The sequence below is a fragment of the Albimonas donghaensis genome, from assembly GCF_900106695.1.
Lineage (GTDB): Bacteria > Pseudomonadota > Alphaproteobacteria > Rhodobacterales > Rhodobacteraceae > Albimonas > Albimonas donghaensis.
Window position 1 is genome coordinate 833,073 of the sequence record NZ_FNMZ01000001.1, and the last position, 23,378, is coordinate 856,450.

Below are 23,378 nucleotides of genomic sequence, written 5' to 3' on the forward strand. Positions count from 1 at the left end.
ATGCTGAGCCAAGACGTTACGGTCATCCTGCCGGAGATCATGCTGGCGATCTGGGCGATGATCGCCCTGATGGCCGGGGCCTACGGGCCGGGCGACAAGCTGGCGAGCGCGCTGACCTGGGCCACCGCCGGCGTGCTGGCGGTGCTGGGGCTGATCTCGGGGTTCGGGGTCGGGGAGGCCACGGCCTTCAACGGCGGCTTCGTCTCCGACGGGTTCTCGCGCTTCGCCAAGGTGGTGGTCCTGTTCGGCGCGGCGATCATGCTGATCCTGTCGGATGGCTACATGCGCCGCCACGACCTGGCCAAGTTCGAGTATCCGGTGCTGATCGCGCTGGCGACGCTGGGCATGATGGTCATGGTTTCGGCCGGCGACCTGATGGTGCTCTACATGGGGCTGGAGCTGCAGTCGCTGGCGCTCTACGTCATCGCCGCGTTCCGGCGCGACAGCCTGCGCTCGACCGAGGCCGGGTTGAAGTATTTCGTGCTGGGCGCGCTGTCGTCGGGCCTGCTGCTTTACGGCGCCTCGCTGGTCTACGGCTATTCGGGGTCGACCAAGTTCTCCGCGATCGCCGAGGTCGCGGCGGATGGCGGCTCGCTGGGCATGCTGTTCGGCCTGGCCTTCCTCTGCGCGGGGCTGGCCTTCAAGATTTCCGCCGCGCCCTTCCACATGTGGACGCCCGACGTCTACGAGGGCGCGCCGACCCCGGTCACCGGCTTCTTCGCGACCGCGCCCAAGGCGGCGGCGGCGGCGCTGTTCGCCCGGGTGCTCTATGACGGCTTCGGCGGCGCGGTGGCCGACTGGCAGCAGATTCTGGCCTTCCTGGCGGTCGCCTCGATGTTCCTCGGGTCCATCGCGGCCATCGGGCAGACCAACCTGAAGCGGCTGATGGCCTATTCCTCGATCGCCCATATGGGCTTCGCGCTGGTCGGGCTCGCCGCCGGCACCGAGGAAGGGGCGCGGTCGCTGCTGATCTACCTCGCCATCTACGTGTCGATGAATATCGGCGTCTTCGCCTTCATCCTGACGATGGAGCGGGACGGCAAGCCGGTGACCGAGATCTCGGATCTCGCGGGCCTGTCGAAGGCGCGGCCGGGGCAGGCGCTGGCCATGGCGGCGCTGTTCTTCAGCCTCGCCGGCATCCCGCCGCTGGTCGGGTTCTTCGGCAAGTGGTTCGTGTTCATGGCCGCGGTCGAGGCCGGGCTGACGCCGCTGGCCGCGGCCGGCGCGGTGGCCTCGGTGATCGGCGCCTTCTACTATCTGCGCGTCATCAAGATCATGTATTTCGATGAGGCCGGGCAGGGGCTTACCGGCTCGATGCCGCTGGTGCACGGGCTTGCGCTCGGGGTCTCGGCGCTGATCATGGGCGTCGGCTGGCTGCCGGTGGTGAACCTCTTCGGCGTGCCGGTTCTGGCCGAGGCGGCCGCCGCCTCGCTCTTCCACTGACGCGGATGGGCGCGGACTGGCCGCGAGGCTACGGGGTCGAGATCCTGGAGGAGACCGGATCGACCATGGACGAGGCGCGGAGCCGCGCCGCGGCCGGGGTCCCTGGTCCCGTCTGGGTCATGGCGCGTCGCCAGACCTCCGGGCGTGGCCGGCGCGGGAACGTATGGGGCGACCCGGGCGGCAACCTCGCCGCCACCCTGCTCCTGCGCCCGAAGATGGGGGCGAAGGACGCGGCGCGGCTCAGCTTCGTGTCGTCGCTGGCCGTGGCCGACATGCTGGGCGCGCTGGCGCCGGACAAGCGGATCCAGACCAAGTGGCCCAATGACGCGCTGATCGAGGGCGGCAAGGTCTCCGGCATCCTGCTGGAAAGCGAAGGTCAGGGCGATCACCTGGAATGGGTCTCGGTCGGCATCGGCGTGAACCTCGCCCATGCGCCCGAGCCCACGCCCGGCGCGGCCTTTCCGCCGGTGTCGCTCGCCGCCCTTCTGGGCGAGGCCCCGGATGCGGAGGACGCGCTGCGCGAGCTCGCCGCCGCCTTCGCCCGCTGGCTGGACATCTACCGCGCCCAGGGATTCGCGCCCCTGCGCGATTCCTGGCTGGCGCGCGCCGCGCGGCTGGGCGAACGCATCGAGGCGCGGCTTCCGCGCGAAACCCTGTCGGGCGTGTTCGCGGATATCGATTCCGACGGCGCCCTTGTCCTTGAAACGCCGCAAGGCACGCGCAAGATCGCCGCGGCCGAGGTGTTCTTTCCCCAGAACGCCCCCTAACAAGAGCGACCGCTCCCGGAGGAGAGAGCCCCCATGCTTCTGGCCATCGACGTCGGAAACACCAACAGCGTGTTCGCCATCCATGACGGCACGGCCTTCCTGGCCGACTGGCGCTGCGCCACGGACGTGAAGCGCACGGCGGACGAGTATTTCGTCTGGCTCCGTCAGCTGATGAACCATCACGGCATTTCGTCGAGCCAGATCGACGGCGTGGTGATCTCCTCCACCGCCGCGGGCACGCTGTTCAATCTGCGGGTGCTTTCGGACAAGTACTTCGGGCAGCGGCCCTTTATCGTGAACAAGCCGGGCACCGAGATCGGGATCGAGATCCGGGTCGAGCCCAACACCCGCGTCGGCTCCGACCGGCTGGTCAACTCGGTCTCGGCCTTCCGCACCTATGGCGGCGACGTGATCGTGGTGGACTTCGGCACGGCCACGACGCTGGACGTGGTGGGGCTCGACGGCGCTTATGAGGGCGGCATCATCGCGCCCGGCGTGAACCTCGCGCTCAAGGCTCTGGAGAACGCCGCGACGGCGCTTCCCGAGATCGATGTGACCAAACCGGAGAAGGTTATCGGACTGAATACGGTTGCGTGTATGCAGTCAGGCATTTACTGGGGCTACACGTCGCTGGTCGAAGGGCTGTGTCGACGGATCATGGACGAACGCGGAAGGAAGATGCAGGTGATCGCCACCGGTGGTCTTTCGCCCCTGTTCGCCCGTGGCACCGATGTGATCGACGTCGTGGATGGGGATCTGACCCTCCGCGGATTGGCGGCGATCTATGAACTCAACAGACAACAACAAGGCTGAAACGCATGGCAGACGACGCCGAACTGGTCTTCGTGGCGCTGGGGGGCGCTGGCGAGATCGGGATGAACATGTATCTCTACGGCTATGGCCGCGGGGCCGATCGCCGTTGGATCATGGTCGATTGCGGCGTCGGCTTTGGCGACATGGAGACGAGCCCCGGCATCGAGCTGGTGATGGCCGATCCCTCGTTCATCGCCGACAAGGCCGACAAGCTCGACGCGATCTTCGCGACCCACGCCCATGAGGACCATATCGGCGGTCTGGGGCGGCTGTGGCCGATGCTCAAGGCCCCGATCTATGCGCGTCCCTTCACCGGGTCGCACATCAAGCGCAAGCTGGAGGAGGCCGGGGTCAACCCGAACTGCCTCAAGATCGTGGGCACGGACAAGCCGGTGAAGGCCGGCAAGTTCCAGGTCCGCTTCCAGCCGGTGACGCATTCGATCCCCGAGGCCTCCAGCCTCGTGATCGACACGCCCGCCGGCCGCATTGTCCATACCGGCGACTTCAAGGTCGACGAGACGCCCCAGATGGGCGAGGCCTTCGACCTGGAGGCGTTCCGCGCCATCGGGGCCGAGGGCGTGCAGGCGATGATCTGCGACTCGACCAACGTGTTCCTGCCGGGGCATGGCGGCTCCGAGGCCGAGGTGATGGAGCCGCTGAAGGCCCTGATCTCGTCGGCCAAGGGCGCGGTCGCCGCGACCACCTTCGCCTCCAACGTGGCGCGCCTGCGTTCCATCGCGGTGGCGGCGGCGGAGTGCGGGCGGGCCGTGGTGCTGGTCGGCCGGGCGATGGACCGGATGGTGGCCGCGGCCATCGAAACCGGGCAGCTGACCGACTTCCCGCGCACGATCTCGGATTACGACGCCCGCGACGTGCCCTCCGAGCATGTGCTCTACCTCACCACCGGCAGCCAGGGCGAAGGCCGGGCGGCGCTGGCGCGGATCGCCAATGGCTCGCACCCGACGGTGAGCCTGGGCGAGGGCGACATGGTGATCTTCTCGTCCAAGACCATCCCGGGCAACGAGCCCGGCGTGGCGCGCATCTGGAACCAGCTTTCCGAGCGCGGCGTGCATGTGGTGGACGAGGCGACGCCCGGCCTGGGCGGCCGCATCCACGTTTCGGGCCACGCGCGCAAGGAGGACCTGCGGGTGCTCTACGAGGCGCTGAAGCCCCGGATCGCGGTGCCCATGCATGGCGAGCATCGCCACCTGGTCGAGCATTCGGCCTTCGCGGCCTCCCTGCAGGTGCCGGCGATCCCGGCGCCGAACGGGACCGTGGTGGCCATCGACGGGCCCAAGCCGCGGATTCTGGACGAGGTGCAGACCGGGCGTCTCTATCTCGACGGGCAGACGCTGGTCGGGGCGATGGACGGCGTGGTCCGCTCGCGGCTCAAGCTGGCGCGGCAGGGGCATGTCATCATCTCGCTGGTCATCGACGAGAGCGGCGAGCTGCTGGCCGATCCCGAGATCCGGGTGCTGGGCGGGCCGGACAAGTCGCATGGCTGGCCGGCGCCGCTGGCCGACATGATCTACGACGCGGTGGACGACGCCGTGGACGGGCTGCCCAAGAAGAAGCGGTCGGACAAGGACATCGAGGACGCCGCCAACCGCGCCGCCCGCCAGGTCTGCGCCCGCCGCTGGGGCAAGAAGCCGGTGATGACCTGCATCGTGACCCGCCTCGAAGACGAGTGAGGCGGGGCCTTCGGGCCTGACACGCCGGCACGCTGACATGCAGACGCCGGGCGGTGGCCACCGCCCGGCGTCTTTCGTTCCGGATGCCCTGTTGAAGGCCGTGGGCGCTTCAGCCGATGCCGGCGGCTTTCCAGGCCTCGAACCAGCCCAGCGAGCGTTCGGTGTCGGGGCCGGTCACCGGGCCGGTGCGGTATTCGGCCCCGAACCATCCGTCATAGCCCGCCGCCCGCATCGCCGGCAGCACCCGCTCATGCGCCAGGTCGCCCAGATCCGGGCGCAGCCGGCCGGGGGTGGAGGCGAACTGCACATGCCGGATCAGCGGCAGCAGCGGTCCGAAGCGGCGGATCACGTCGCCCTCCATCACCTGCACATGGTAGGTGTCGAACATCAGCCCCAGCTCGGGCCGGTTGATGCGCCGGATGATTTCGGCGGCATGGGTGGTGGTCGACAGGAAGTAGCCCGGGTTGTCGCGGGTGTTCAGCGGCTCCAGCACCAGCCCGACGCCGGCCCTGGCGGCCTGTCCGCAGGCCCACATGAGGTTGGCGTCGAAGGTCGCCGCGGCCTCGGGGCCGGAGGTCTTGCCGGCCAGAACGTGGATATGCGCGGCGCCCAGCGCGCGAGCCCAGTCGATGGCCTCCAGGATCAGGTCCTGGGCTTCGTGCTCGCGGCCGGGCAGGGCGGTGAGGCCGAAGTCGTCGCTGTCCGCGCTATGGGCGCGGCGGGTGTTCACCCCCAGCATCGGGCGGCCGGCGTCGATCAGCGCGGCGCGGATCTCGGCCTGGTCCTGATCGTAGGGCGCGTGGATTTCGAAGGCGCCGAAACCGGCGGCGGCGGCGAGCGGGATGGCCTCGGCCACCGGGCGGTCGGCCCAGAGATAGCCCAGATGGGCGGCGATCTGCATGTCGGTCCTCGTTCGCCGCGTCAACCGCGGGCTTTCTCGCCGGCCACCCACACGGCTTTCACCGCACGGTCGTCGCCCAGCATGATGGTTGCGAACAGCGCCTCGAAGATGTCGCGCGCGCGGGCGGAGCGCTGCGCCAGCACCGGGGTCGCCTTCATGTCGAGCGCGACCATGTCCGCCTCCAGCCCCGGCGCCAGCCGCCCGACCTTGTCCGACAGGCGCATGGCGGCGGCCGAGCCCTCGGTCGCCAGCCACAGCAGTTGCGCCGGGTGGAGCGGCAGGCCGCGCAGCTGCCCGACTTCATAGGCCGCGCGCATGGTGGCGAGCATGGAGAAGCTCGACCCGCCGCCCACATCGGTGGCGAGCCCCAGCGGGATCCCCTGGCCCCGCAGCCCCGCCACATCGCACAGCCCCGAGCCGATGAAGGTATTGGAGGTCGGGCAATGCGCGACGGCCGAGCCGGTCTCCAGGATCGCGGCGCGCTCGCGTTTGCTCAGATGGATGGCGTGGCCCATCAGGGCGCCGGGACCGGCGAGGCCGAAGCGCTCGTAGACCGCGAAATAGTCCTTGTCGTCGGGGAACAGCCGCCGGACCCAGGCGATCTCCTCGGGCTGTTCGGACAGGTGGGTCTGCATCAGGCAGTCCGGATGCTCGGCCCAGAGCGCGCCGGCGGCCTCCAGCTGCTCGGGCGAGGAGGTCGGCGCGAAGCGGGGCGTGACCGCGTAACCGAGCCGGCCGACGCCGCGCCACTTCTCCAGCAGGGCCTTGGAGTCGTCATAGCCCGACTGCGCCGTGTCCTTCAGCCCGTCGATGGCGTTGCGGTCCATCATCACCTTGCCGGTGGTCAGGCGCATGTTGCGCGCCTGCGCGGCTTCGAAGATGGCGTCCACGCTCTCGGGGTGGATGGTGGAGAAGACGCAGGCCGAGGTGATGCCGTTGGCGAGGCACAGGTCCAGGTAAAGCTCCGCCTGGGTCCGGGCATAGGCGGCGTCGCCGAAGCGGGATTCCTCGGGGAAGGTGTAGTTGTTGAGCCAGTCGATCAGGCGGCGGCCCCAGGAGGCGATGATCGCGGTCTGGGGGTAATGCGCGTGGCAGTCGACGAAGCCGGGGACCAGCAGGGCGTCGCCCATGTCCTCGACCTGCGCGTCGGGATGGGCGGCGCGCAGGGCGTCGGCCTCTCCCACCGCGGCGATGCGGTCGCCGTCCATCAGGATCGCGCCATGGGCGGAATGGCGCGCGGCGTCCTCCGGCGGAGTGGAGAACGGGTCGGCGTCGAAGGCCAGGGTCTGGCCCAGGATCAGTCGGGTCATCGAAGGAGGGCTCCGGCCTGGCGGTGCGTGAGAGCGCCATGGGAGCCTGTCGCGCGCCGGCTGTCAAACGGGCGCGGGGCCGCGCCCCCGTCGGATCCGGGGGCGGCGGGGGCGGTCCGGCTCGGGGATCAGTAGGGGACCGGAAGCGGGACCGGGACGGCGGCGCAGAGCGCCACGACGGCGATCGCCGCGAATACGGCGACGGGGGTGAAGAGCGCCTTCATGGGCGACCCTCCTTTCTGTTGTTGCGGCGCGGGGGCCGAGTTGTGGTCCGCGGCGAGTTCGCGCCGGGAGCCGGGATATGGCCCTCCGGCCCGGCGAAGGGAAGTCAGGGGGCGTGACGTTAACGTGGACAAATCGTTGCGCCGTCGCGGTCGCGCCGGATTTCGGGCCGGGTCCATGGCCGCGCCGCCGGCCCGGCCGTGGACCCGGCCATGGAAAAGGGGCCCGGCGTCGCCGCCGGGCCCCTGAAACCGTCGCGCCCGAAGGGGGGCGTCTGGTCGCTTGGTCAGGTCACTTGGGCAGTTCGCCCTCGATCCCCTCCACGTAGAAGTTCATGCCCAGCAGCGTGCCGTCATCCGCCGTCTCGCCCGCGGCGAGCCAGGCCGAGCCGTCCTGCTTGTTGATCGGGCCGGTGAAGGGGTGCAGCTCGCCGGCGATGATCGCCTCCTTGGCCGCGGTGGCCTTGGCGGCGAGATCGGCCGGGATCTTGTCGGAGAACTCGCCGATGCCGACCATGCCCGAGTCGATGCCGCCCCAGGTGTCGGTCGACTCCCAGGTCCCGTCCATCATCGCGCCCACGCGCTCGATGTAATAGGGGGCCCAGTGGTCGATGATCGACGACAGGCGCGCGTTCGGCCCGAACTGCTTCATGTCCGAGGCCTGGCCGAAGGCGAAGATCCCCTTCTCCTCGGCGATGGTCATGGCGGCGGGGCTGTCGGTGTGCTGCATGATCACGTCGGCGCCCTGCTCGATCAGGGCGTTGGCGGCGTCGGCCTCCTTGCCCGGATCGAACCAGGTGTTCACCCAGACGATCTTGAACTTCACGTCCGGGTTCACCGACTTGGCGGCGAGATAGGCGGCGTTGATGCCGCGCACCACCTCGGGGATCGGGAACGAGCCGATATAGCCGATGGTGTTGGTCTTGGTCATCTCGCCGGCGAGCAGGCCGATGACGTGCCGGCCCTCGTAGAAGCGCGAGCCGTAGGTGGAGACGTTGGCGGCGCGCTTGTAGCCGGTGGCGTGCTCGAACTTCACGTCCGGGAACTGCTTGGCCACTTTCAGCGTCGGGTTCATGTAGCCGAAGGAGGTGGTGAAGATCAGGTCGTGACCGGACTGGGCCATCTGGCGCAGGGCGCGCTCGGCGTCCGGGCCTTCGGGGACGGATTCGAGATAGGAGGTCTCGACCTTGTCGCCGTATTCGGCCTCGACGGCCTGGCGGGCCTGGTCATGCTCGTAGGACCAGCCGAAATCGCCGACCGGGCCGACATAGATGAAGCCGACCTTCAGCGGGTCGGCGGCCTGGGCGGCGCCGGCGCCCAGCGCGAAGGCCGCGGCGGCGGCGAGAAGGGAGAGGCGTTTCATCGGGTTCAGGTCTCCTGTCGGGAAAGGTCGGGCCGGTCTGCGCCGGCGGTCCGGGATGAACGATAGCGACCCCCGCCCCGCGCGTCACGGGGGGAATCGCTGCGATGCGGCAAAGGCTTGCGACGCGCCGGGTCACCCCGCCGCGAAGAACGGACGGCCGAGGCAGGCGGGGGCGTTCATGCGGGCCCGCGCCTTGTCGGCGGAGATGATGACCAGCACCACGATGGTCACCAGATAGGGGGTCATGGACAGGTATTGGCTCTCGATCGCCACGCCCATCGCCTGAAGGTTCAGCTGGGCGATGGAGACGCCGCCGAAGATGTAGGCCCCCAGGAAGGCCCGCCACGGCTTCCACGAGGCGAAGACCACGATGGCGAGCGCGATCCAGCCGCGCCCGGCGGTCATGCCCTCGACCCAGAGGGGGGCCGCGACCATGCTCAGATAGGCGCCGCCGACCCCGGCGCAGGCCCCGCCGAACAGGATCGCCGCGGTGCGGATCGCCACCACCCGGTAGCCGATGGCATGGGCCGCGTCGTGGTTCTCGCCCACCGCGCGCAGGATCAGCCCGGCGCGGGAGCGGTTGAGCAGCCACCACACCCCCGCGGTCAGGACCAGCGAGGCGTAGACCAGCCAGTCATGCGCGAACAGCAACGGGCCGATCACGGGCAGGGTGGAAAGGCCGGGGATCGCGAGTTCGGGGAAGGGCGGCGCGGGGATGCCGGAATAGGGCTGCCCGATCATGGCCGCGAGGCCCAGCCCGAACAGCGTCAACGCCAGCCCCGTGGCCACCTGGTTGGACATCAGCACCTGGGTCATGAAGGCGAAAAGCGCGGCCAGCAGCGCCCCCGCGATCAGGGCCGCAAGCACGCCGACGGTGGTCGAGCCGGTCTCCTGCGTGAAGGCGAAGCCGGCGATGGCGCCGACGATCATCATGCCCTCGACGCCGAGGTTCAGGACCCCGGCCTTCTCCACCACCAGCTCGCCGATGGCGGCGAAGACCAGCGGCGTGGCGGCGACGATCAGCGCCACGGCGATGGCGACGGGATTGAGCGCGGACATGTCCATCAGGCGGCCCCTCCCTGGGCGCGGCGGGCGAGGCGGGCCTTGGAGGGCGCGAGCCGGTAGCGGGAGAACACGTCCATCCCCAGCAGGAAGAACAGCAGCATCCCCTGGAAGACCGAGATCGCGGCGGCGGGCAGGCGCATCTCCAACTGCGCGCCCTCGCCCCCGATATAGGTCAGCGCCATCAGCGCGGAGGCCAGCAGCACGCCCCCCGGATGCAGGCGGCCGAGGAAGGCCACGATGATCGCGGTGAAGCCGTAGCCCACCGGCAGAGCGGGGACCAGCTGGCCGACCGGGCCCGCGGCCTCGAAGGTGCCGGCGAGCCCGGCGAGCCCCCCCGACACCGCCATGGACAGCATCACCACCCGCGCCTCGCGGTAGCCGGCGAAGCGCGCGGCGCGCGGGGCCTGGCCGAACAGCTTCAGGGAGAAGCCGTATTCATGCCGTTCCAGCGCGATCCAGGCGAGGACGACGGCGGCGAGCGCGGCCAGCGCGCCCACATGGGCCCGCGTGCCCTCGATCAGGATCGGCAGGGTGGCGCTGTCGTGGAAGATGCGGGATTCGGGAAAGTTGAAGCCGTCCGGGTCGCGCAACGGGCCGGTGACGAGGGCGGACAGCCACAACCCCGCCACGTAGACCAGCATCAGCGAGACGAGGATCTCGTTGGCGTTGAAGCGGATGCGCAGGATGGCGGGGATCAGCGCCCAGGCCGCGCCGGCCGCCGCGCCCGCGAGGCACATCATCGGCAGCACCCAGATCCCGGCGGTGTCATAGACCGCGAGCCCCGCGGCCCCGCCGGCGATGGCGCCGACAATGAACTGGCCCTCGGCCCCGATGTTCCACACGCCGGCGCGGAAACCCAGCGCGAGGCCGACCGCGATCAGGCAAAGCGGCGTGCCCTTGACGAGCAGCTCGGAGCGGGAGAAGTCGTTGGTCAGCGGCTCCCAGAAGATGATGAGGATGGTGCGGACCGGGTCCTTGCCCAGGACCGCGAACAGGATCATGCCGAAGATCATGGTGAGCGCGACCGCCAGCAGCGGCCCCGCCCAGGTCATCACCCGGCTGCGCTCCTTGCGCCGTTCAAGCCGCAGCATCGGCCTTGCCCCCCATCAACAACCCGATCTCCTCCACCGAAGTCTCTCCCGCCGGCCGCGGGGCCGACAGGCGTCCGCCCGCGATAACCGCGAAGCGATTGGAAATCTCCATCAATTCGTCGAGGTCCTGGCTGACCACCATCACCGCGGTTCCCGCGGCGGCGAGGTCGCGCAGGGCCTGGCGGATGGCCTGCGCGGCCCCCGCATCCACGCCCCAGGTGGGCTGCGAGACCACCAGCACGCCGGGCGCCTGAAGGATCTCGCGCCCGATCACGTATTTCTGCAGGTTCCCGCCCGAGAGCGACCCTGCCGGCGCATGGATGCCCGGCGTGCGCACGTCGAACTCCTCGATCACCTTGGCGGCGTAGCCCCGCGCGGCGCCGAGCCGAAGGAACCCGCGGAGCGCCAGCCGCATGCGGGTGCGGGCCGAGAGGAACGTGTTGTCGGTCAGGCTCATTTCGGGGGCGGCGGCATGACCCAGCCGTTCCTCCGGCGCGACGTTGAGGCCGAGGCGGCGGCGCTGGGTGGGGCCGAGCCCGCCGACATGTCTGCCGTCAAGTTGGATCATCGCCGGTGAGACGGGCGTCTCACCCGCCAGAACCGCCACCAGCTCATCCTGCCCGTTGCCCGCGACGCCCGCGACCCCGAGCACCTCGCCGGCCCGCAGCTCCACCGAGATGTCACGCAACGACACCCCGAATTGCGCGGTGGTGATCGCGGTCAGCCCGGTCAGCGTCAGCCGCGCCGCGCCGCTGGTCCCCGAAGGCGCGCCCGGCGGGGCCAGTTCGCGGCCGATCATCATCTCGGCCAGCCCCCGCGCGGTCTCCTCCCGCGGGTCGCAGGCCCCGACCACCTTGCCGCCGCGCAGCACGGTCGCGGCGGTGCAGAGCGCGCGGATCTCCTCCAGCTTGTGGGAGATGTAGAGGATCGCCACCCCCTCCTCCCGCAGCTTTCGGAGCGTCAGGAACAGGGTCTCGACTTCCTGCGGGGTGAGCACGGAGGTCGGCTCGTCCATGATCAGCAGGCGCGGGGATTGCAGCAGGCAGCGCACGATCTCGACCCGCTGCCGCTCCCCGACCGAGAGCTGGCCGACCTGGCGCGCCGGGTCCAGCGGCAACCCGTATTCGGCGGAGACCCTGCGGATGCGCTCGGGCAGGTCGCGGCCCGCCTGCTCCGCGGGCAGGCCGAGGGCCACGTTCTCGGCCACGGTCAGCGCCTCGAACAGCGAGAAATGCTGAAACACGAGGCCGACGCCCGCGGCCCGCGCCTCTCCCGGCGAGCCGGGGGCGAAGGGCGCGCCGTTCCAGAACATGGTCCCTTCGTCGGGGCGCTGCACGCCGTAGATCATCTTGACCAGCGTGGATTTTCCCGCGCCGTTCTCACCCAGCAGGGCGTGGATCTCGCCCGGCTGGACGTCGAAGGACACGTCGGCATTGGCGATCACGCCGGGAAAGCGCTTGGTGACGCCGCGGATCGACAGCAGGGCGGTCATAGCGCCTCCTCGGACCGGCGCGCGACCCCGCGGGAAGCGCGCCATTGCAGGTGATCGGCGGCCACGGACACCGCGATTTCGGCCGGCGCCTTGCCGCCGCGCAGCCCGGCGGATCCCGCCAGCCCGATGGGGCATTCGAGCCGTGAGACGGTCGTCTCGTCATGCCCCAGCGCGCGGAGCCGGGCCCGGAACCGCGCGGACTTGGAGCCCGAGCCGATCAGGCCGAGGCGCGCGAAATCTCCGCGCATCATCAGCCTGTGGCAGATCTCCAGGTCCAGCGCGTGGGAATAGGTCAGCACCAGATGCGCCGCCTGCGCGGGGGCGAGCCCGGTCGCGTCGGCGGGGTCCGGAACCGGCAGGGCGCGGGCATGGCGCGGGATGGGGTCGGGGAAGCGGTCGGCGCCGGCATCGATCCAGGTGAGGTCGAAGGGCAGCCCCTCGAACACCCGCACCAGCGCCCGGCCCACATGCCCCGCGCCCCAGATCCAGAGCGGGGTGAGGCTCGGGGCCATCGGCTCCGCCAGCCAGGGCGGGTCACCGGGGACATAGGTCAGGCCCGGCGCGCCTCCGCGGGCGTCGCGCAGGGCGCGGGCGATGGCGAGCGGCGGGGCGGAGGCGGGCCCGAGGGGGCGAGCGAAAAGCGGGCCCTCCGGGAGGGTCCGGAGGCGGGCGTCGTCCCAACGCTCATAGGCCAGCGTCGCGGCCCCGCCGCAGCATTGCGCAAGCGCCGGACCCAACGGGTAATGCCCGGCGCCGTCGACGCCGCCGGGCAGACGGCGCCGCGCCTCGGCCAGGGCCTCGAATTCCAGCGCGCCGCCGCCGATGGTGCCGTCGAACCCGTGCGCCCAGACGGTCATCGAGGCGCCCGGCTCGCGCGGGGCGGAACCCCGGGCCTCCGCCACCACGACGCGGACCACCGGGCCATGGGCGGCGACCGCACGCGCCAGCGCCGCAAGGTCGAAGCTCATCGACGGGTCTCCCACGGGCGGCCGCGCACATGGTCGACGGCGCGCAGAACCCTTTCCGGGGTCGCGGGGGCGTCGAGCGCCGGGTAGATCGTCCCGTCGCCCGCGGCCGCCACCGCGTCCGACAGCGCAAGAAACGCGGAAATCCCAAGCATCAGAGGGGGTTCGCCAACGGCTTTCGAGCGGAAGATCGTCTCCTCCCGGTTCTCGGTGTCGTAGAGGCGGATGTTCATGTCCGGCCGGTCGGACGCGGTGGGGATCTTGTAGGTGGAGGGGGCATGGGTGCGCAGGCGGCCCGCGTCGTCCCAGACCAGCTCCTCCATGCTCAACCAGCCGAGGCCCTGGATATAGCCGCCCTCGATCTGGCCTATGTCTATGGCCGGGTTCAGAGATTTCCCGCAGTCATGGAGAATGTCGGCCCGGTCGAAGCGGTATTCGCCGGTCAGCGTGTCGATGGTGACTTCGGTGATCGCCGCGCCATAGGCGAAATAGTAGAAGGGCCGGCCGCGGGCCGCGGGCCGGTCCCAATGGATCTTGGGCGTCGCGTAATGGCCCGTGGCGGACAACGAAACGCGGCCCATATAGGCGGCGGCGGCGAGCTCCTCGAAGGTGATCTCCTCGGCCCCCACGACGACGCGGCCGGGCAGGAAACGCACCTGGTCCTCGGTGGTCTGCCAGCGCTCGGCGGCGAAGCGGGTCAGGCGGCCCTTGATCTCGTCGCAGGCGTTCTTCACCGCCATCCCGTTGATATCGCTGCCGGAGCTCGCTGCGGTCGGGGCGGTGTTGGCGGACTTTCCGGTGTTGGTCGCGGTGATCTTCACCCGGTCGAGATCGATCTGGAAGCACTCGGCGGCGACCTGCGCGACCTTGGTGAACAGGCCCTGGCCCATCTCGGTCCCGCCATGGTTCAGATGCACCGAGCCGTCGGTATAGATATGCACCAGCGCCGAGGCCTGGTTCATGTGGGTCAGGGTGAAGGAGATGCCGAATTTCACCGGACTGAAGGCGATGCCTTTCTTCAGAACCGGCGATTGCGCATTGAATTCGTTGATCTTCCTGCGGCGGGCGGCATAGTCGGAGGTCTCCAGCAGCTCGGCGGAGAGCTCGTGGATGATGTTGTCCTCGACCTCCATGAAATAGGGGGTCGTCACACGGTCTCCGCCCGGCCGGTCGTAGTAGTTGAGCGCCCGGATCGCGGTGGGATCGGCCTTCAGCTCGAAGGCGATATGGTCCAGCACCCGCTCGATCGCCACCATGCCCTGAGGGCCGCCGAACCCTCGGAAAGCCGTGTTGGAGCAGGTGTTTGTGCGGCAACGGTAAGAGCGGATGCGAACCGCGGGCAGGTAGTAGGCGTTGTCCGCGTGGAACATGGCGCGGTCGGATACGGGCATGGACAGGTCCAGCGACCAGCCGCAGCGCGCCATCTGCTCGAAGGCGATGCCCCGGATGCGGCCGTCGTCGTCGATCCCGACCCTGTAGGCGATGCGGAAGTCATGCCGCTTGCCGGTGATGGTCATGTCATCGTCGCGGTCGTAGCGAATTTTAACCGGGCGTTTCAAGCGCTTGGCGGCGACGGCGCAGATGCAGGCGAGCGCGTTGCCCTGGCTCTCCTTGCCGCCGAAGCCGCCGCCCATGCGCCGCACCTCGACGGTGACGGAGTGGAAGGGTTCGCCCAGCGCTTCCGCAACCTTGTGCTGGATTTCAGTGGGATGCTGGGAGGAGCAGTGGAGGGTGACGTCGCCGTCCTCTCCCGGAACCGCGAGGGCGGCCTGGGATTCCAGATAGAAATGCTCCTGCGCGCCGATCTCCATCACGCCTTCGATGACGCGGGGCGCGGCCTCAAGGGCCGCGTCGGCGTCGCCGCGGGCCATGACATAGGGCGGTTCGTACCAGCTTTCGGCGGCCATGGCGTCGTCGATGGTCAGGATCGCGGGAAGATCCTCCCATTCGATCAGGGCCTTGCGGGCGGCTTTTCGCGCAAGGAGGTGGGTCTCGGCGACCACGGCGAAGATCGGCTGTCCCTGGAAATGGACCTCGCCATCCTCGGCCAGAAGGGGTTCGTGATACGCGTTGGGGGAGACGTCGTTGCGGCCGGGAATGTCCTCGGCGGTCAGCACGGCGATGACGCCGGGGGCGGCGCGGACGGGCGCGAGGTCGAGCGAGACGATGCGCGCGCGCGCCTTGGGGCTGAGGCCGAAAGCGACGGAAAGACAGTCGCTTGGCGTGGGAATGTCATCCACATAGGTCGCCGCGCCGGCGACGTGCTTGTGGCCGCTGTCATGCTGTTGGGGGGCGCGGACGCCGCCCTTGATCGCGCCGGGGGCGGTCATGCCAGCGCTCCCGCGCCGACGAGGCGGGTTTCCGGAGGCGCCTTCGCGCTTTCGTGGAAGACCTTCAGAAGCAGGTTCCGCGCGGCCCGCAGGCGATATTCGGCGGAGGCGCGCATGTCCGACATCGGCTGGAAGTCGTCGGCGAAGGCGGGAAGCGCGGCCTCGACGGTATCCAGCGTCCAGGGGCGTCCCAGCAGCGCGGCCTCGACCGCGGCGGCGCGCTTGGGGATGCCGGCCATGCCGCCGAAGACGATGGAGGCGGAGGCGACCGTCCCGCTCTCGACCCCGATCAGGAAAGCCCCGAGGGTCGCGGTGATGTCCTGGTCGAAACGCTTGGAAATCTTGAAGATCTTCAGCGCCTCGGGTGTCGCGGGACGCGGGATGCGAACCGCGGAGACATATTCGCCGGGCGCACGGTCCTGCTTGCCGTAGTCGAGGAAGAAGGCCTCCAGCGGGATCACCCGCTCGGTCGCGCCCTTGCGCAGCACAAGCTCCGCGCCCAGCGCGATCAGCGGCGGCGGTCCGTCTCCGATCGGCGAGCCGTTGGCGATGTTCGCCCCGACGCAGCCGGAGTTGCGCACCTGGGTCGAGCCCAGCCGGCGTATCAGCTCCCCAAGATCGGGAGACAGCCGCTCCAGCGCCCCGGCGGCGCGGGCGTAGGTGGCGCCGGCGCCGAGCTCGACGCCCGCCTCCGTCTCAACCACCCGATCGAAATCCTTGACCCGGTTGACGAAAATCATCCGTTCGGGCGCATCCAGCCGCTTGGTGATCCACAGGCCGACATCCGTCGCGCCGGCGACGATCACCGCTTCGGGATAGGCCTCGACCAGCTCCGCCAATTCGGGCTCCGTCACCGGAACATGGGCGGTGCAGCCGCCGCCTGTCATCACGACGGAGCCATGTTCCATCCCCGCCAGGCGCGGCGCGGGGTCGACCTCCCAGTCCGGGGCCGGGAGGTCGTGCATGGCCAGACCGGACTCGAGGATCGGGCCGTAACCCGTGCAGCGGCAAAGGTTTCCCGCCACCATGTCGGCGACGTCCGCACGGCTGCCTCGCCCCGCGGGATAGCCCGCCCACATCGACATGACGAAGCCCGGCGTGCAGAAGCCGCATTGCGAGCCGTGCAGCGCCACCATCGCCTCCTGCGCCGGGTGTTGGCGGTCGGGGCCGGCGATGGCCTCCACCGTGGTCACGGCGGCGCCGTCGAGCATCGGCAGAAGTTGGATGCAGGCGTTGACCGCCCGGCGCACCGGCGCGCCGTCCTCCAGCCGGGTCACGCCCACGGTGCAGGCCCCGCAATCGCCCTCGTTGCAGCCCTCCTTCGTACCGGTCAGCCCGCGCGTCTCGCGCAGCCAGTCCAGCAGGGTGGTGCGCGGATCGACGCCCGAAAGCTCGACCGGCTCGCCGTTGAGCAGGAAGCGCAGGCTGTCGCGCATCACGACCCCCGATAGGTCGAATAGCCGAACGGCGAGAGCAGGAGAGGCACATGGTAATGCGCCTCCACATCCGCGATCCCGAAGCGCAGCGGAATGTCCGAGAGGAATTTCGGCGAGGGCAGGCTCGGCGCGGTCTCGTCGAGGTAGGGCCCGGCGTGGAACACCAGCTCGTAGGTCCCGGCGCGGAAGGCGTCCCCCGCCAGCATCGGCGCGTCGGTGCGGCCGTCGGCGTTGGTCACCGCCTCCGCGATCAGGTCGCGGCTGTCCAGCGACAGGCGGAAGAGCTCGATCTTAAGGCCCGCGGCCGGGCGCCCCAGCGCGGTGTCGAGCACATGCGTGGTCAGCCGTCCCATAAGTCCCCCTGTCATCAGGTTCCGACGCGGTTGATCCGCGCTGCTGCAACGCATCAAAGACCGGCGCGGCGGTCTGCGCAAGCGTCGTCAGGACATGAACGTCGGGTTAAGCGTCGGGAAGGCGCGGGCGGGCTCAGCGCGGGGGGCGGGCTCAGCGCGGGGGGGCGCCGGGGTTCTCGCCCTCGGGGTCGGGCATCAGGGCCTCGCGCCGCTCGGAGCGGATCAGCCAGAGGTTCCGGGTGTAGATGAAAAAGCCCAGCGACTGCCCGATGATGAAGACCGGGTCGGCGCGGTAGACGGCATAGGCGAGCAGCACCGCCGCGCCGCCGATGGAGAACCACCAGAAGGCCACGGGCACGACCGAGCGGCGGGCGCGCTCGGACGCGATCCACTGCACGAGGAAGCGCCCCATGAACAGCGCCTGGCCGCCGAGGCCGACGAGGATCCAGGCCAGCTCCAGCCGGTCCTGCGCCCCCAGCACGCCGGCGAGCCAGTCCATCACGCGTCCTCCGACACGACCACGGCGACCTTGCGCCGACGGATCAGCCACCAGACGCCGACCAGGTCGAGCGCGCCGACCATCGCGCGGCCGATATTGGTGTAGTTGGACGCGCCCGCATCCCGCGCCCGGTGCGAGACGTCGACCAGCGCCACCTCGCGTCCCTCGCGCTTGACCAGCGCGGGCAGGTAGCGGTGGATGTGGTCGAAGAAGGGGAGCTGCAGGAACAGCTCGCGCGGAAAGGCCTTCAGCCCGCAGCCGGTGTCGCGGGTGTCGTCATGCAGCAGGGTCCGGCGCAGGGCGTTGGCGAAGCGCGAGGCGAGCTTCTTGGACGCGGTGTCCTGCCGGTCCACGCGCTGCCCGGCGACCAGCCCGATGCGGCCGGTGGCGTCGGCCAGCAGGGGGGCGGCGAGCCTGGGGATCTCGGAGGGCGGGTTCTGGCCGTCGCCGTCCAGCGTGCAGCAGATCGGAGCGCGCGCGGCCCGCACGCCCGAGAGCACCGCCGCGGACTGGCCGCAGGACGCCGCGTGGCGCACCTCGCGCAGCCAGGGATGACGTTGGCGCGCCGCGGCGATGGCGCCGGAGGTGTCGTCGCTGGAGCCGTCGTTGACGAAGATGCATTCGAAGGGCGCGAGCGGCGCGCAGGCCTCGGCGATCTCGTCGGCGAGCCGGCCGACGTTCTCCGCCTCGTTCTTCATGGGCGCGATGACGGTGATCCGCGGGGTCTGCATGGGGCGCGCCGTGTCCTGGTGCGGGGGAAAGGGTTCAGCCCGTATAGCGAAGCCCCGCCGGGCGGCCAACCCTAAGCGGCGGGCGTCGGATCGGCGCGGCGCCACAGGCTGAAGGCGTCGGGGCCCAGACGCGCGCTCTGCACGCAGCGATAACGGCGCGCTTCGGCGAGCCGCGACAGGCCGAGGGGGCCGAGCGCGGGCATGCCCTCCGAGCCGATGGCGGCGCCTCCGGTGAACCAGGCGATCTCGTCGACCAGGTCCGCCTCGATCAGGGCCGCGGCGAGCCGGCCGCCCCCTTCGCAGAAGGCGCGGGTCAGGCCGCGGGCGCCGAGCGCGGCGAGGCAGGCCTCGGGCGAGAGGCCGCCGGGCGCGGCGGCGACCTCGACCAGCTCCGCGCCCAGCCCGCGCAGGGTTTTCGCGCGGGGGGCGTCGACGCCCGGGGCGTGCAGGATCAGCGTGGGGCGGCCGGTGGACAGCAGGCGCGCGGAGGGGGGCGTGCTCAGCCGGGGGTCGAGCAGGACGGGCAGGGGGGAGCGGTCCTCCAGCCCCGCCAGCCGCACGTCGAGCCGGGGATCGTCGGCGCGCAGCGTGCCCATGCCGACGAGGATGGCGTCGGCCTCGGCCCGTATCAGGTGGACGCGGGCGCGGGCGGCGGGTCCGGTGATCCAGCGGCTGTCGCCCGAAGCGGTGGCGATGCGCCCGTCGATGGAGCCCGCCAGCTTGAGCGTCAGCCAGGGCCGGCCCAGCGCGTGGCGGGTGAGAAAGCCTGCGTTGATCTCGCGCGCCTCGGCTTCCAGCAGGCCGGTGGCGACGGCGATTCCGGCCGCACGCAGGCGGGACAGGCCGCGGCCGTCCACCCGAGGGTCGGGATCGCCGGCGGCGGCGACCACGCGGGCGATCCCGGCGGCGATCAGCGCATCCGCGCAGGGCGGCGTGCGGCCGTGATGGGCGCAGGGCTCCAGCGTCACATAGGCGGCGGCGCCGCGGGCGGCCTCTCCGGCCTGGGCGAGGGCCATGGTCTCGGCATGGGGGCGGCCGCCGGGCTGGGTCCAGCCGCGGCCGAGGACCACGCCGTCCTTCACGATCACGCAGCCCACGGCCGGATTGGGCGCGACCCGGCCCAGCCCGCGGCGCGCCAGCGTCAGCGCGGCGCGCATCCAGCGCGCATCGGCGTCATCGAACATGGGGGCTCCGCTTCTGTCTCCTCGCCGCCTGTCTAGCGCGCGGCGCGGGCGGGCGCGAGGGGGGGGGGCGGCGCGGATCAGGGATCCTCGGGCTTGGCGAGGGGGCGCAGCTCGGCCACGAACTCCTCGAAGTCGTCGGCTTCCTGGAAGTTCTTGTAGACCGAGGCGAAGCGCACATAGGCGACGGTGTCGATGCGCGCCAGCGCTTCCATGACGATCTGGCCGATCTCGTCCGACTGGATGTCGCTGTCGCCCTTGGATTCCAGCCGACGCACGATGCCGGAGATCATCTGCTCTATGCGCTCGGGCTCTATCGGGCGTTTCTGGAGCGCGATGCGGATGGAGCGCGAGAGCTTGTCGCGGTCGAAATCCTCCCGCTTGCCGTTCTTCTTCACGACGGTCAGGTCGCGCAGCTGCACGCGCTCATAGGTGGTGAAGCGCCCGCCGCAGGCGGGGCAGAAGCGGCGCCGGCGGATGGCGACATGATCCTCCGCCGGGCGGCTGTCCTTCACCTGGGTCTCGGTGTTGCCGCAGAACGGGCAGCGCATGTTGGGTCCCTCCCATCCGCGAAACGCCGGCAGTATAGGGGCGCCGCCAAGCGTTGGGTAGGGGGCAGGCGCCGGGCGCCAGATATGCCGGGGAGCGGCCGTCCCGCGGGCCGGGCCTCTTCGCCCCCGGGGCGTCGGCGGACGCCTCGATTCGCCGGGAGCGCGCCCTGATTTGGCCTATGTTTCTGAAACTAACGGACTCCCTTATGAGTTGAGTGCGGCCCGACATGCGGGTTGATCCTCAAAGGCAACGAACGGCGGTCGGGGCATGGCCGAGAGTGTCAATTATGGAAACAATAGGGGGTCAAAAACACATTCTGTTATCTGTATATAAAATGTGAATCATTCGTGAAACGAGCCACATTTCCGCCACAATTCGTCAGCTAAACTATTCCTTAAGTTGAATGTCCTTGAGCGGAGCAATGGCATGCGTGACGAAAACGTAAGCGTCGATAATAAGTTGGACTTAGGTCGTAGATCCGGCCGGGTCGGGGTTCTGGCGGGCCTTGGGTTGGCGACTCTTGCCTGGGTGGCGCCGGCGCAGGCGGCCTTCGTGGATCTCACGCTGTTGACCGGCGGTCAGTTGCCGACCGATCCGTATAGCATTGTTGCCGATGACGGAACGATCGTGACCTTCGAAGCGCTGGGGTCGGGGAACAACCTGAGAGCGACGGACTCGGATCTCGATGTGGTCGTCGACGTGGATATTCTCGGCGATCCGATCGAGCTGAGCCTCGTCGGGCCGCTCTTCCAGCACGGGATCTGCGCGGATGACGACGACACCCTGATCCCGATCGAGGACTGCGCGGAGACGCTCAAGGTCAGTTTCGACAGGCCGGTGGACGACCTGGTGTTCGAGCAGCAGGGCGTCAACCTGCTGACCAGCACCGAACTGACCATCGAGTTCGCGGACACCTCGACGCTGACGCTGGATGAGTCCGATCTTCTGGCGCTGAACCTGGACCTTTCGCTGGGATCGCTGGTGGGCGCGAACATGGACGGGCGGACCTTCGACCTCGCCATCTACTCGGGCATCGTCTCGGTCACGCTGGTTCCGCAGGCGCTGGTGTCGACCGGGCTCTATTACGGCGGGTTCCAGTTCGCGGCGGAGGGCGCGGGCGCCAACGTGCCGCTGCCCCCGGCTGCGGCGGGACTGCTGGCGGGCGTCGCGGCGCTCGGCGCGATGAGCCGTCGCCGGCGGCGCAAGGCGGCCTGAGGCCCGGCTCGAGAACGGGGTCGAGGTCGGCGCGGTCCCCTGCCGACCTCGGCCCTTGCTCGGGATCGGCCGAAATGCGTGCCTTGGGTCGGTTCCGTCGCGGCGTCGCTCAGGCAAGCGCGCAGGCGTCGACCCCCGTCGCCTGCGGGCTGCGACGCGAGCGCCCCCGTCCGGTTCGCGAACCGGGCGGGGGCGTCGACGTTGGGCGCCGCGTTTCTCGGGCGTCAGCCGCGCCGCAGATTCGGCCGCGGGTTGGGCGCAGGCCCGAAGGGGCGGGGGTTCGGGGGCGGCGCGCTCACCCCGCGCCGCCGGTCAGGACGCGCAGGGCGCGTCAGAGCGAGGGGTAGATCGGGAAGCGGCGGCAGAGGGCGATGGCCTCTTCCTTCACTTCGGCCTCGATCGCCGCGTCGCCCTCGCCGTTGCTGGCGGCGAGACCGTCGACCACCTTCACGATCATGCGGGCGATCTGGCGGAACTCCGCCTCGCCGAAGCCGCGGGTGGTGCCGGCCGGCGCGCCGAGCCGGATGCCCGAGGTCACGAAGGGCTTCTCCGGGTCGAAGGGCACGCCGTTCTTGTTGCAGGTGACATGGGCGCGGCCCAGCGCGGCCTCGGTCGCCTTGCCGGTGACGCCCTTGGGGCGCAGGTCGGCGAGGCAGAGGTGGTTGTCGGTGCCGCCCGACACCACGTCGATGCCGCCCTTCATCAGCTCGTCCGCCATGGCCTGGGCGTTGGCGACGACCTGGGCGGCGTAGCTGCGGAACTCGGGGCGCAGGGCCTCGCCGAAGGCCACGGCCTTGGCGGCGATGACGTGCATCAGGGGGCCGCCCTGCAGGCCGGGGAAGACCGCCGAGTTGATCTTCTTGGCCACCGCCTCGTCATTGGTGAGGATCATGCCGCCGCGCGGACCGCGCAGGGACTTGTGGGTGGTGGTGGTGGTGACGTGGGCGTGCGGCACCGGCGAGGGATGCGCGCCGCCGGCCACCAGGCCCGCGATATGGGCCATGTCGACCATCAGCCAGGCCCCGACCTCGTCGGCGATGGCGCGGAAGGCGGCCCAGTCCCAGGTGCGGGAATAGGCGGTGCCGCCGGCCACGATCAGCTTGGGCTTGTGCTCCAGCGCCTTGGCGCGGATGTCGTCCATGTCCAGCAGCTGGTCCTGGGCGCGCACGCCGTAGGAGACCACGTTGAACCACTTGCCCGACATGTTCACCGGCGAGCCGTGGGTCAGGTGGCCGCCCGAATTCAGGTCGAGCCCCATGAAGGTGTCGCCGGGCTGAAGCAGGGCGAGGAACACGGCCTGGTTCATCTGGGAGCCGGAATTCGGCTGCACGTTGGCGTAGTTGGCCCCGAAGAGCTGCTTGGCACGGTCGATCGCCAGTTCCTCGGCGATGTCGACGAACTGGCAGCCGCCGTAGTAGCGCTTGCCCGGATAGCCCTCGGCGTACTTGTTGGTCATCACCGAGCCCTGCGCCTGCAGGACGGCGAGGGAGACGATGTTCTCGGAGGCGATCAGCTCGATCTCCTCGCGCTGGCGGCCGAGCTCTTTCTCGATGGCGCCGAAGATCGCGGGATCGCGGTCGGAGAGGCTCTCGGCGAAGAAGCCGGTGTCGCGGGTGGCGGCGTCCATGGCGGGTCTCCTCGGGCTCGGCGCGTATGGGGCGCGCCTGGGACTGGGCGGCCGGGCCGGACGGGGCGCGGCGGCGATTCCAGCGCGTGATACACCCATGCGCCCGGTTTGTCCCGCGCCGGGGCGGCGCATGGCGGCGCGGGAACGACGCGGGAACGGGGCTGGAAAGGCGGCGGGGGCGCATCGATCCTGCGCGGGGCGCGGGCGGCCGGGGCAGGGTCAGGGGCAGGGGCGCCCGCCGGAGGGCCCGCGGGCGGCTCCGGGGCGCCGCGGGCGCGCTGCAAAGGCGGCGCGGGCGGAGAGGCGCGCGGGTGGGAAACGACGGGAGGCCC

At 70.3% G+C, this 23,378-nt stretch carries 20 protein-coding genes; 5 read left to right on the forward strand and 15 right to left on the reverse strand.

Going from position 1 to position 23,378, the window contains the following annotated elements; translation table 11 throughout:
• Genes nuoN through BLV24_RS03505 form a run of 4 tightly spaced genes read left to right on the forward strand, consistent with a single transcriptional unit; the run spans position 1 to position 4,714 of the window.
• On the forward strand, positions 1-1,443 hold the full coding sequence (gene nuoN / locus BLV24_RS03490; protein ID WP_092679720.1) for an NADH-quinone oxidoreductase subunit NuoN: 1,443 nt from the start codon (positions 1-3) through the stop codon (positions 1,441-1,443).
• A 5-nt stretch (positions 1,444-1,448) separates the two neighbouring features.
• The gene (locus BLV24_RS03495) at positions 1,449-2,210 is read left to right on the forward strand and encodes a biotin--[acetyl-CoA-carboxylase] ligase (protein WP_092679721.1); all 762 of its coding nucleotides are present in this window, start codon (positions 1,449-1,451) and stop codon (positions 2,208-2,210) included.
• A gap of 33 nt (positions 2,211-2,243) precedes the next feature.
• Entirely contained in the window at positions 2,244-3,023 is a 780-nt protein-coding gene (locus tag BLV24_RS03500) for a type III pantothenate kinase (RefSeq protein WP_092679722.1), read from the forward strand.
• Between the two features lie 5 nt (positions 3,024-3,028).
• Positions 3,029-4,714 carry a ribonuclease J gene (locus BLV24_RS03505; RefSeq protein ID WP_092679723.1) on the forward strand — a complete coding sequence of 562 codons (1,686 nt, stop codon included), beginning with the start codon at positions 3,029-3,031 and terminating at the stop codon, positions 4,712-4,714.
• Between the two features lie 109 nt (positions 4,715-4,823).
• Here BLV24_RS03505 and BLV24_RS03510 read toward each other — a convergent pair whose 3' ends face one another.
• The 14 genes from BLV24_RS03510 to nrdR all read right to left on the reverse strand — a co-directional run bounded on the left by BLV24_RS03510 (position 4,824) and on the right by nrdR (position 20,203).
• Positions 4,824-5,615: a hydroxypyruvate isomerase family protein gene (locus BLV24_RS03510; RefSeq protein WP_092679724.1), complete on the reverse strand. Its 792-nt coding sequence runs from the start codon at positions 5,613-5,615 to the stop codon at positions 4,824-4,826.
• A 20-nt stretch (positions 5,616-5,635) separates the two neighbouring features.
• Positions 5,636-6,925 carry a guanine deaminase gene (guaD, locus tag BLV24_RS03515; protein ID WP_092679725.1) on the reverse strand — a complete coding sequence of 430 codons (1,290 nt, stop codon included), beginning with the start codon at positions 6,923-6,925 and terminating at the stop codon, positions 5,636-5,638.
• Positions 6,926-7,438: 513 nt separating this feature from the next.
• A complete protein-coding gene (locus tag BLV24_RS03520; protein WP_092679726.1) occupies positions 7,439-8,509 on the reverse strand; it encodes a BMP family ABC transporter substrate-binding protein in 1,071 nt (356 codons plus the stop codon).
• A 132-nt stretch (positions 8,510-8,641) separates the two neighbouring features.
• A complete protein-coding gene (locus BLV24_RS03525) occupies positions 8,642-9,574 on the reverse strand; it encodes an ABC transporter permease (protein WP_092679727.1) in 933 nt (310 codons plus the stop codon).
• Positions 9,574-10,665 (reverse strand): ABC transporter permease, encoded by a 1,092-nt coding sequence (locus BLV24_RS03530; protein ID WP_092679728.1) that lies wholly within the window; start codon positions 10,663-10,665, stop codon positions 9,574-9,576. Before BLV24_RS03530 ends, BLV24_RS03525 begins: the two co-directional genes overlap by 1 nt.
• Positions 10,652-12,157 carry an ABC transporter ATP-binding protein gene (locus BLV24_RS03535; protein WP_092679729.1) on the reverse strand — a complete coding sequence of 502 codons (1,506 nt, stop codon included), beginning with the start codon at positions 12,155-12,157 and terminating at the stop codon, positions 10,652-10,654. Before BLV24_RS03535 ends, BLV24_RS03530 begins: the two co-directional genes overlap by 14 nt.
• Entirely contained in the window at positions 12,154-13,125 is a 972-nt protein-coding gene (gene xdhC / locus BLV24_RS03540; protein WP_092679730.1) for a xanthine dehydrogenase accessory protein XdhC, read from the reverse strand. Before xdhC ends, BLV24_RS03535 begins: the two co-directional genes overlap by 4 nt.
• Complete coding sequence (xdhB, locus tag BLV24_RS03545; RefSeq protein ID WP_092679731.1) at positions 13,122-15,452, reverse strand: xanthine dehydrogenase molybdopterin binding subunit; 2,331 nt, start codon at positions 15,450-15,452, stop codon at positions 13,122-13,124. Before xdhB ends, xdhC begins: the two co-directional genes overlap by 4 nt.
• Positions 15,449-16,888, reverse strand: a complete 1,440-nt coding sequence (gene xdhA, locus BLV24_RS03550; protein ID WP_092679732.1) for a xanthine dehydrogenase small subunit — start codon at positions 16,886-16,888, stop codon at positions 15,449-15,451. Before xdhA ends, xdhB begins: the two co-directional genes overlap by 4 nt.
• Positions 16,888-17,256, reverse strand: coding sequence for a hydroxyisourate hydrolase (gene uraH / locus BLV24_RS03555; protein WP_245710367.1), 369 nt, complete (start codon positions 17,254-17,256; stop codon positions 16,888-16,890). The genes xdhA and uraH overlap by 1 nt, the downstream gene beginning before the upstream one ends.
• A 136-nt stretch (positions 17,257-17,392) precedes the next feature.
• A complete protein-coding gene (locus BLV24_RS03560) occupies positions 17,393-17,740 on the reverse strand; it encodes a lipid-A-disaccharide synthase N-terminal domain-containing protein (RefSeq protein WP_092679734.1) in 348 nt (115 codons plus the stop codon).
• Entirely contained in the window at positions 17,740-18,471 is a 732-nt protein-coding gene (locus BLV24_RS03565) for a glycosyltransferase family 2 protein (protein ID WP_092679735.1), read from the reverse strand. Before BLV24_RS03565 ends, BLV24_RS03560 begins: the two co-directional genes overlap by 1 nt.
• Before the next feature lie 71 nt (positions 18,472-18,542).
• Complete coding sequence (gene ribD / locus BLV24_RS03570; RefSeq protein WP_245710368.1) at positions 18,543-19,655, reverse strand: bifunctional diaminohydroxyphosphoribosylaminopyrimidine deaminase/5-amino-6-(5-phosphoribosylamino)uracil reductase RibD; 1,113 nt, start codon at positions 19,653-19,655, stop codon at positions 18,543-18,545.
• Between the two features lie 77 nt (positions 19,656-19,732).
• Complete coding sequence (gene nrdR / locus BLV24_RS03575) at positions 19,733-20,203, reverse strand: transcriptional regulator NrdR (RefSeq protein WP_092679736.1); 471 nt, start codon at positions 20,201-20,203, stop codon at positions 19,733-19,735.
• A gap of 511 nt (positions 20,204-20,714) precedes the next feature.
• Here nrdR and BLV24_RS03580 point away from each other — a divergent pair.
• The gene (locus tag BLV24_RS03580; RefSeq protein WP_143040200.1) at positions 20,715-21,419 is read left to right on the forward strand and encodes a hypothetical protein; all 705 of its coding nucleotides are present in this window, start codon (positions 20,715-20,717) and stop codon (positions 21,417-21,419) included.
• A 331-nt stretch (positions 21,420-21,750) separates the two neighbouring features.
• Here BLV24_RS03580 and glyA read toward each other — a convergent pair whose 3' ends face one another.
• A complete protein-coding gene (glyA, locus tag BLV24_RS03585) occupies positions 21,751-23,046 on the reverse strand; it encodes a serine hydroxymethyltransferase (protein ID WP_092679738.1) in 1,296 nt (431 codons plus the stop codon).
• Positions 23,047-23,378 lie beyond the last annotated feature (332 nt).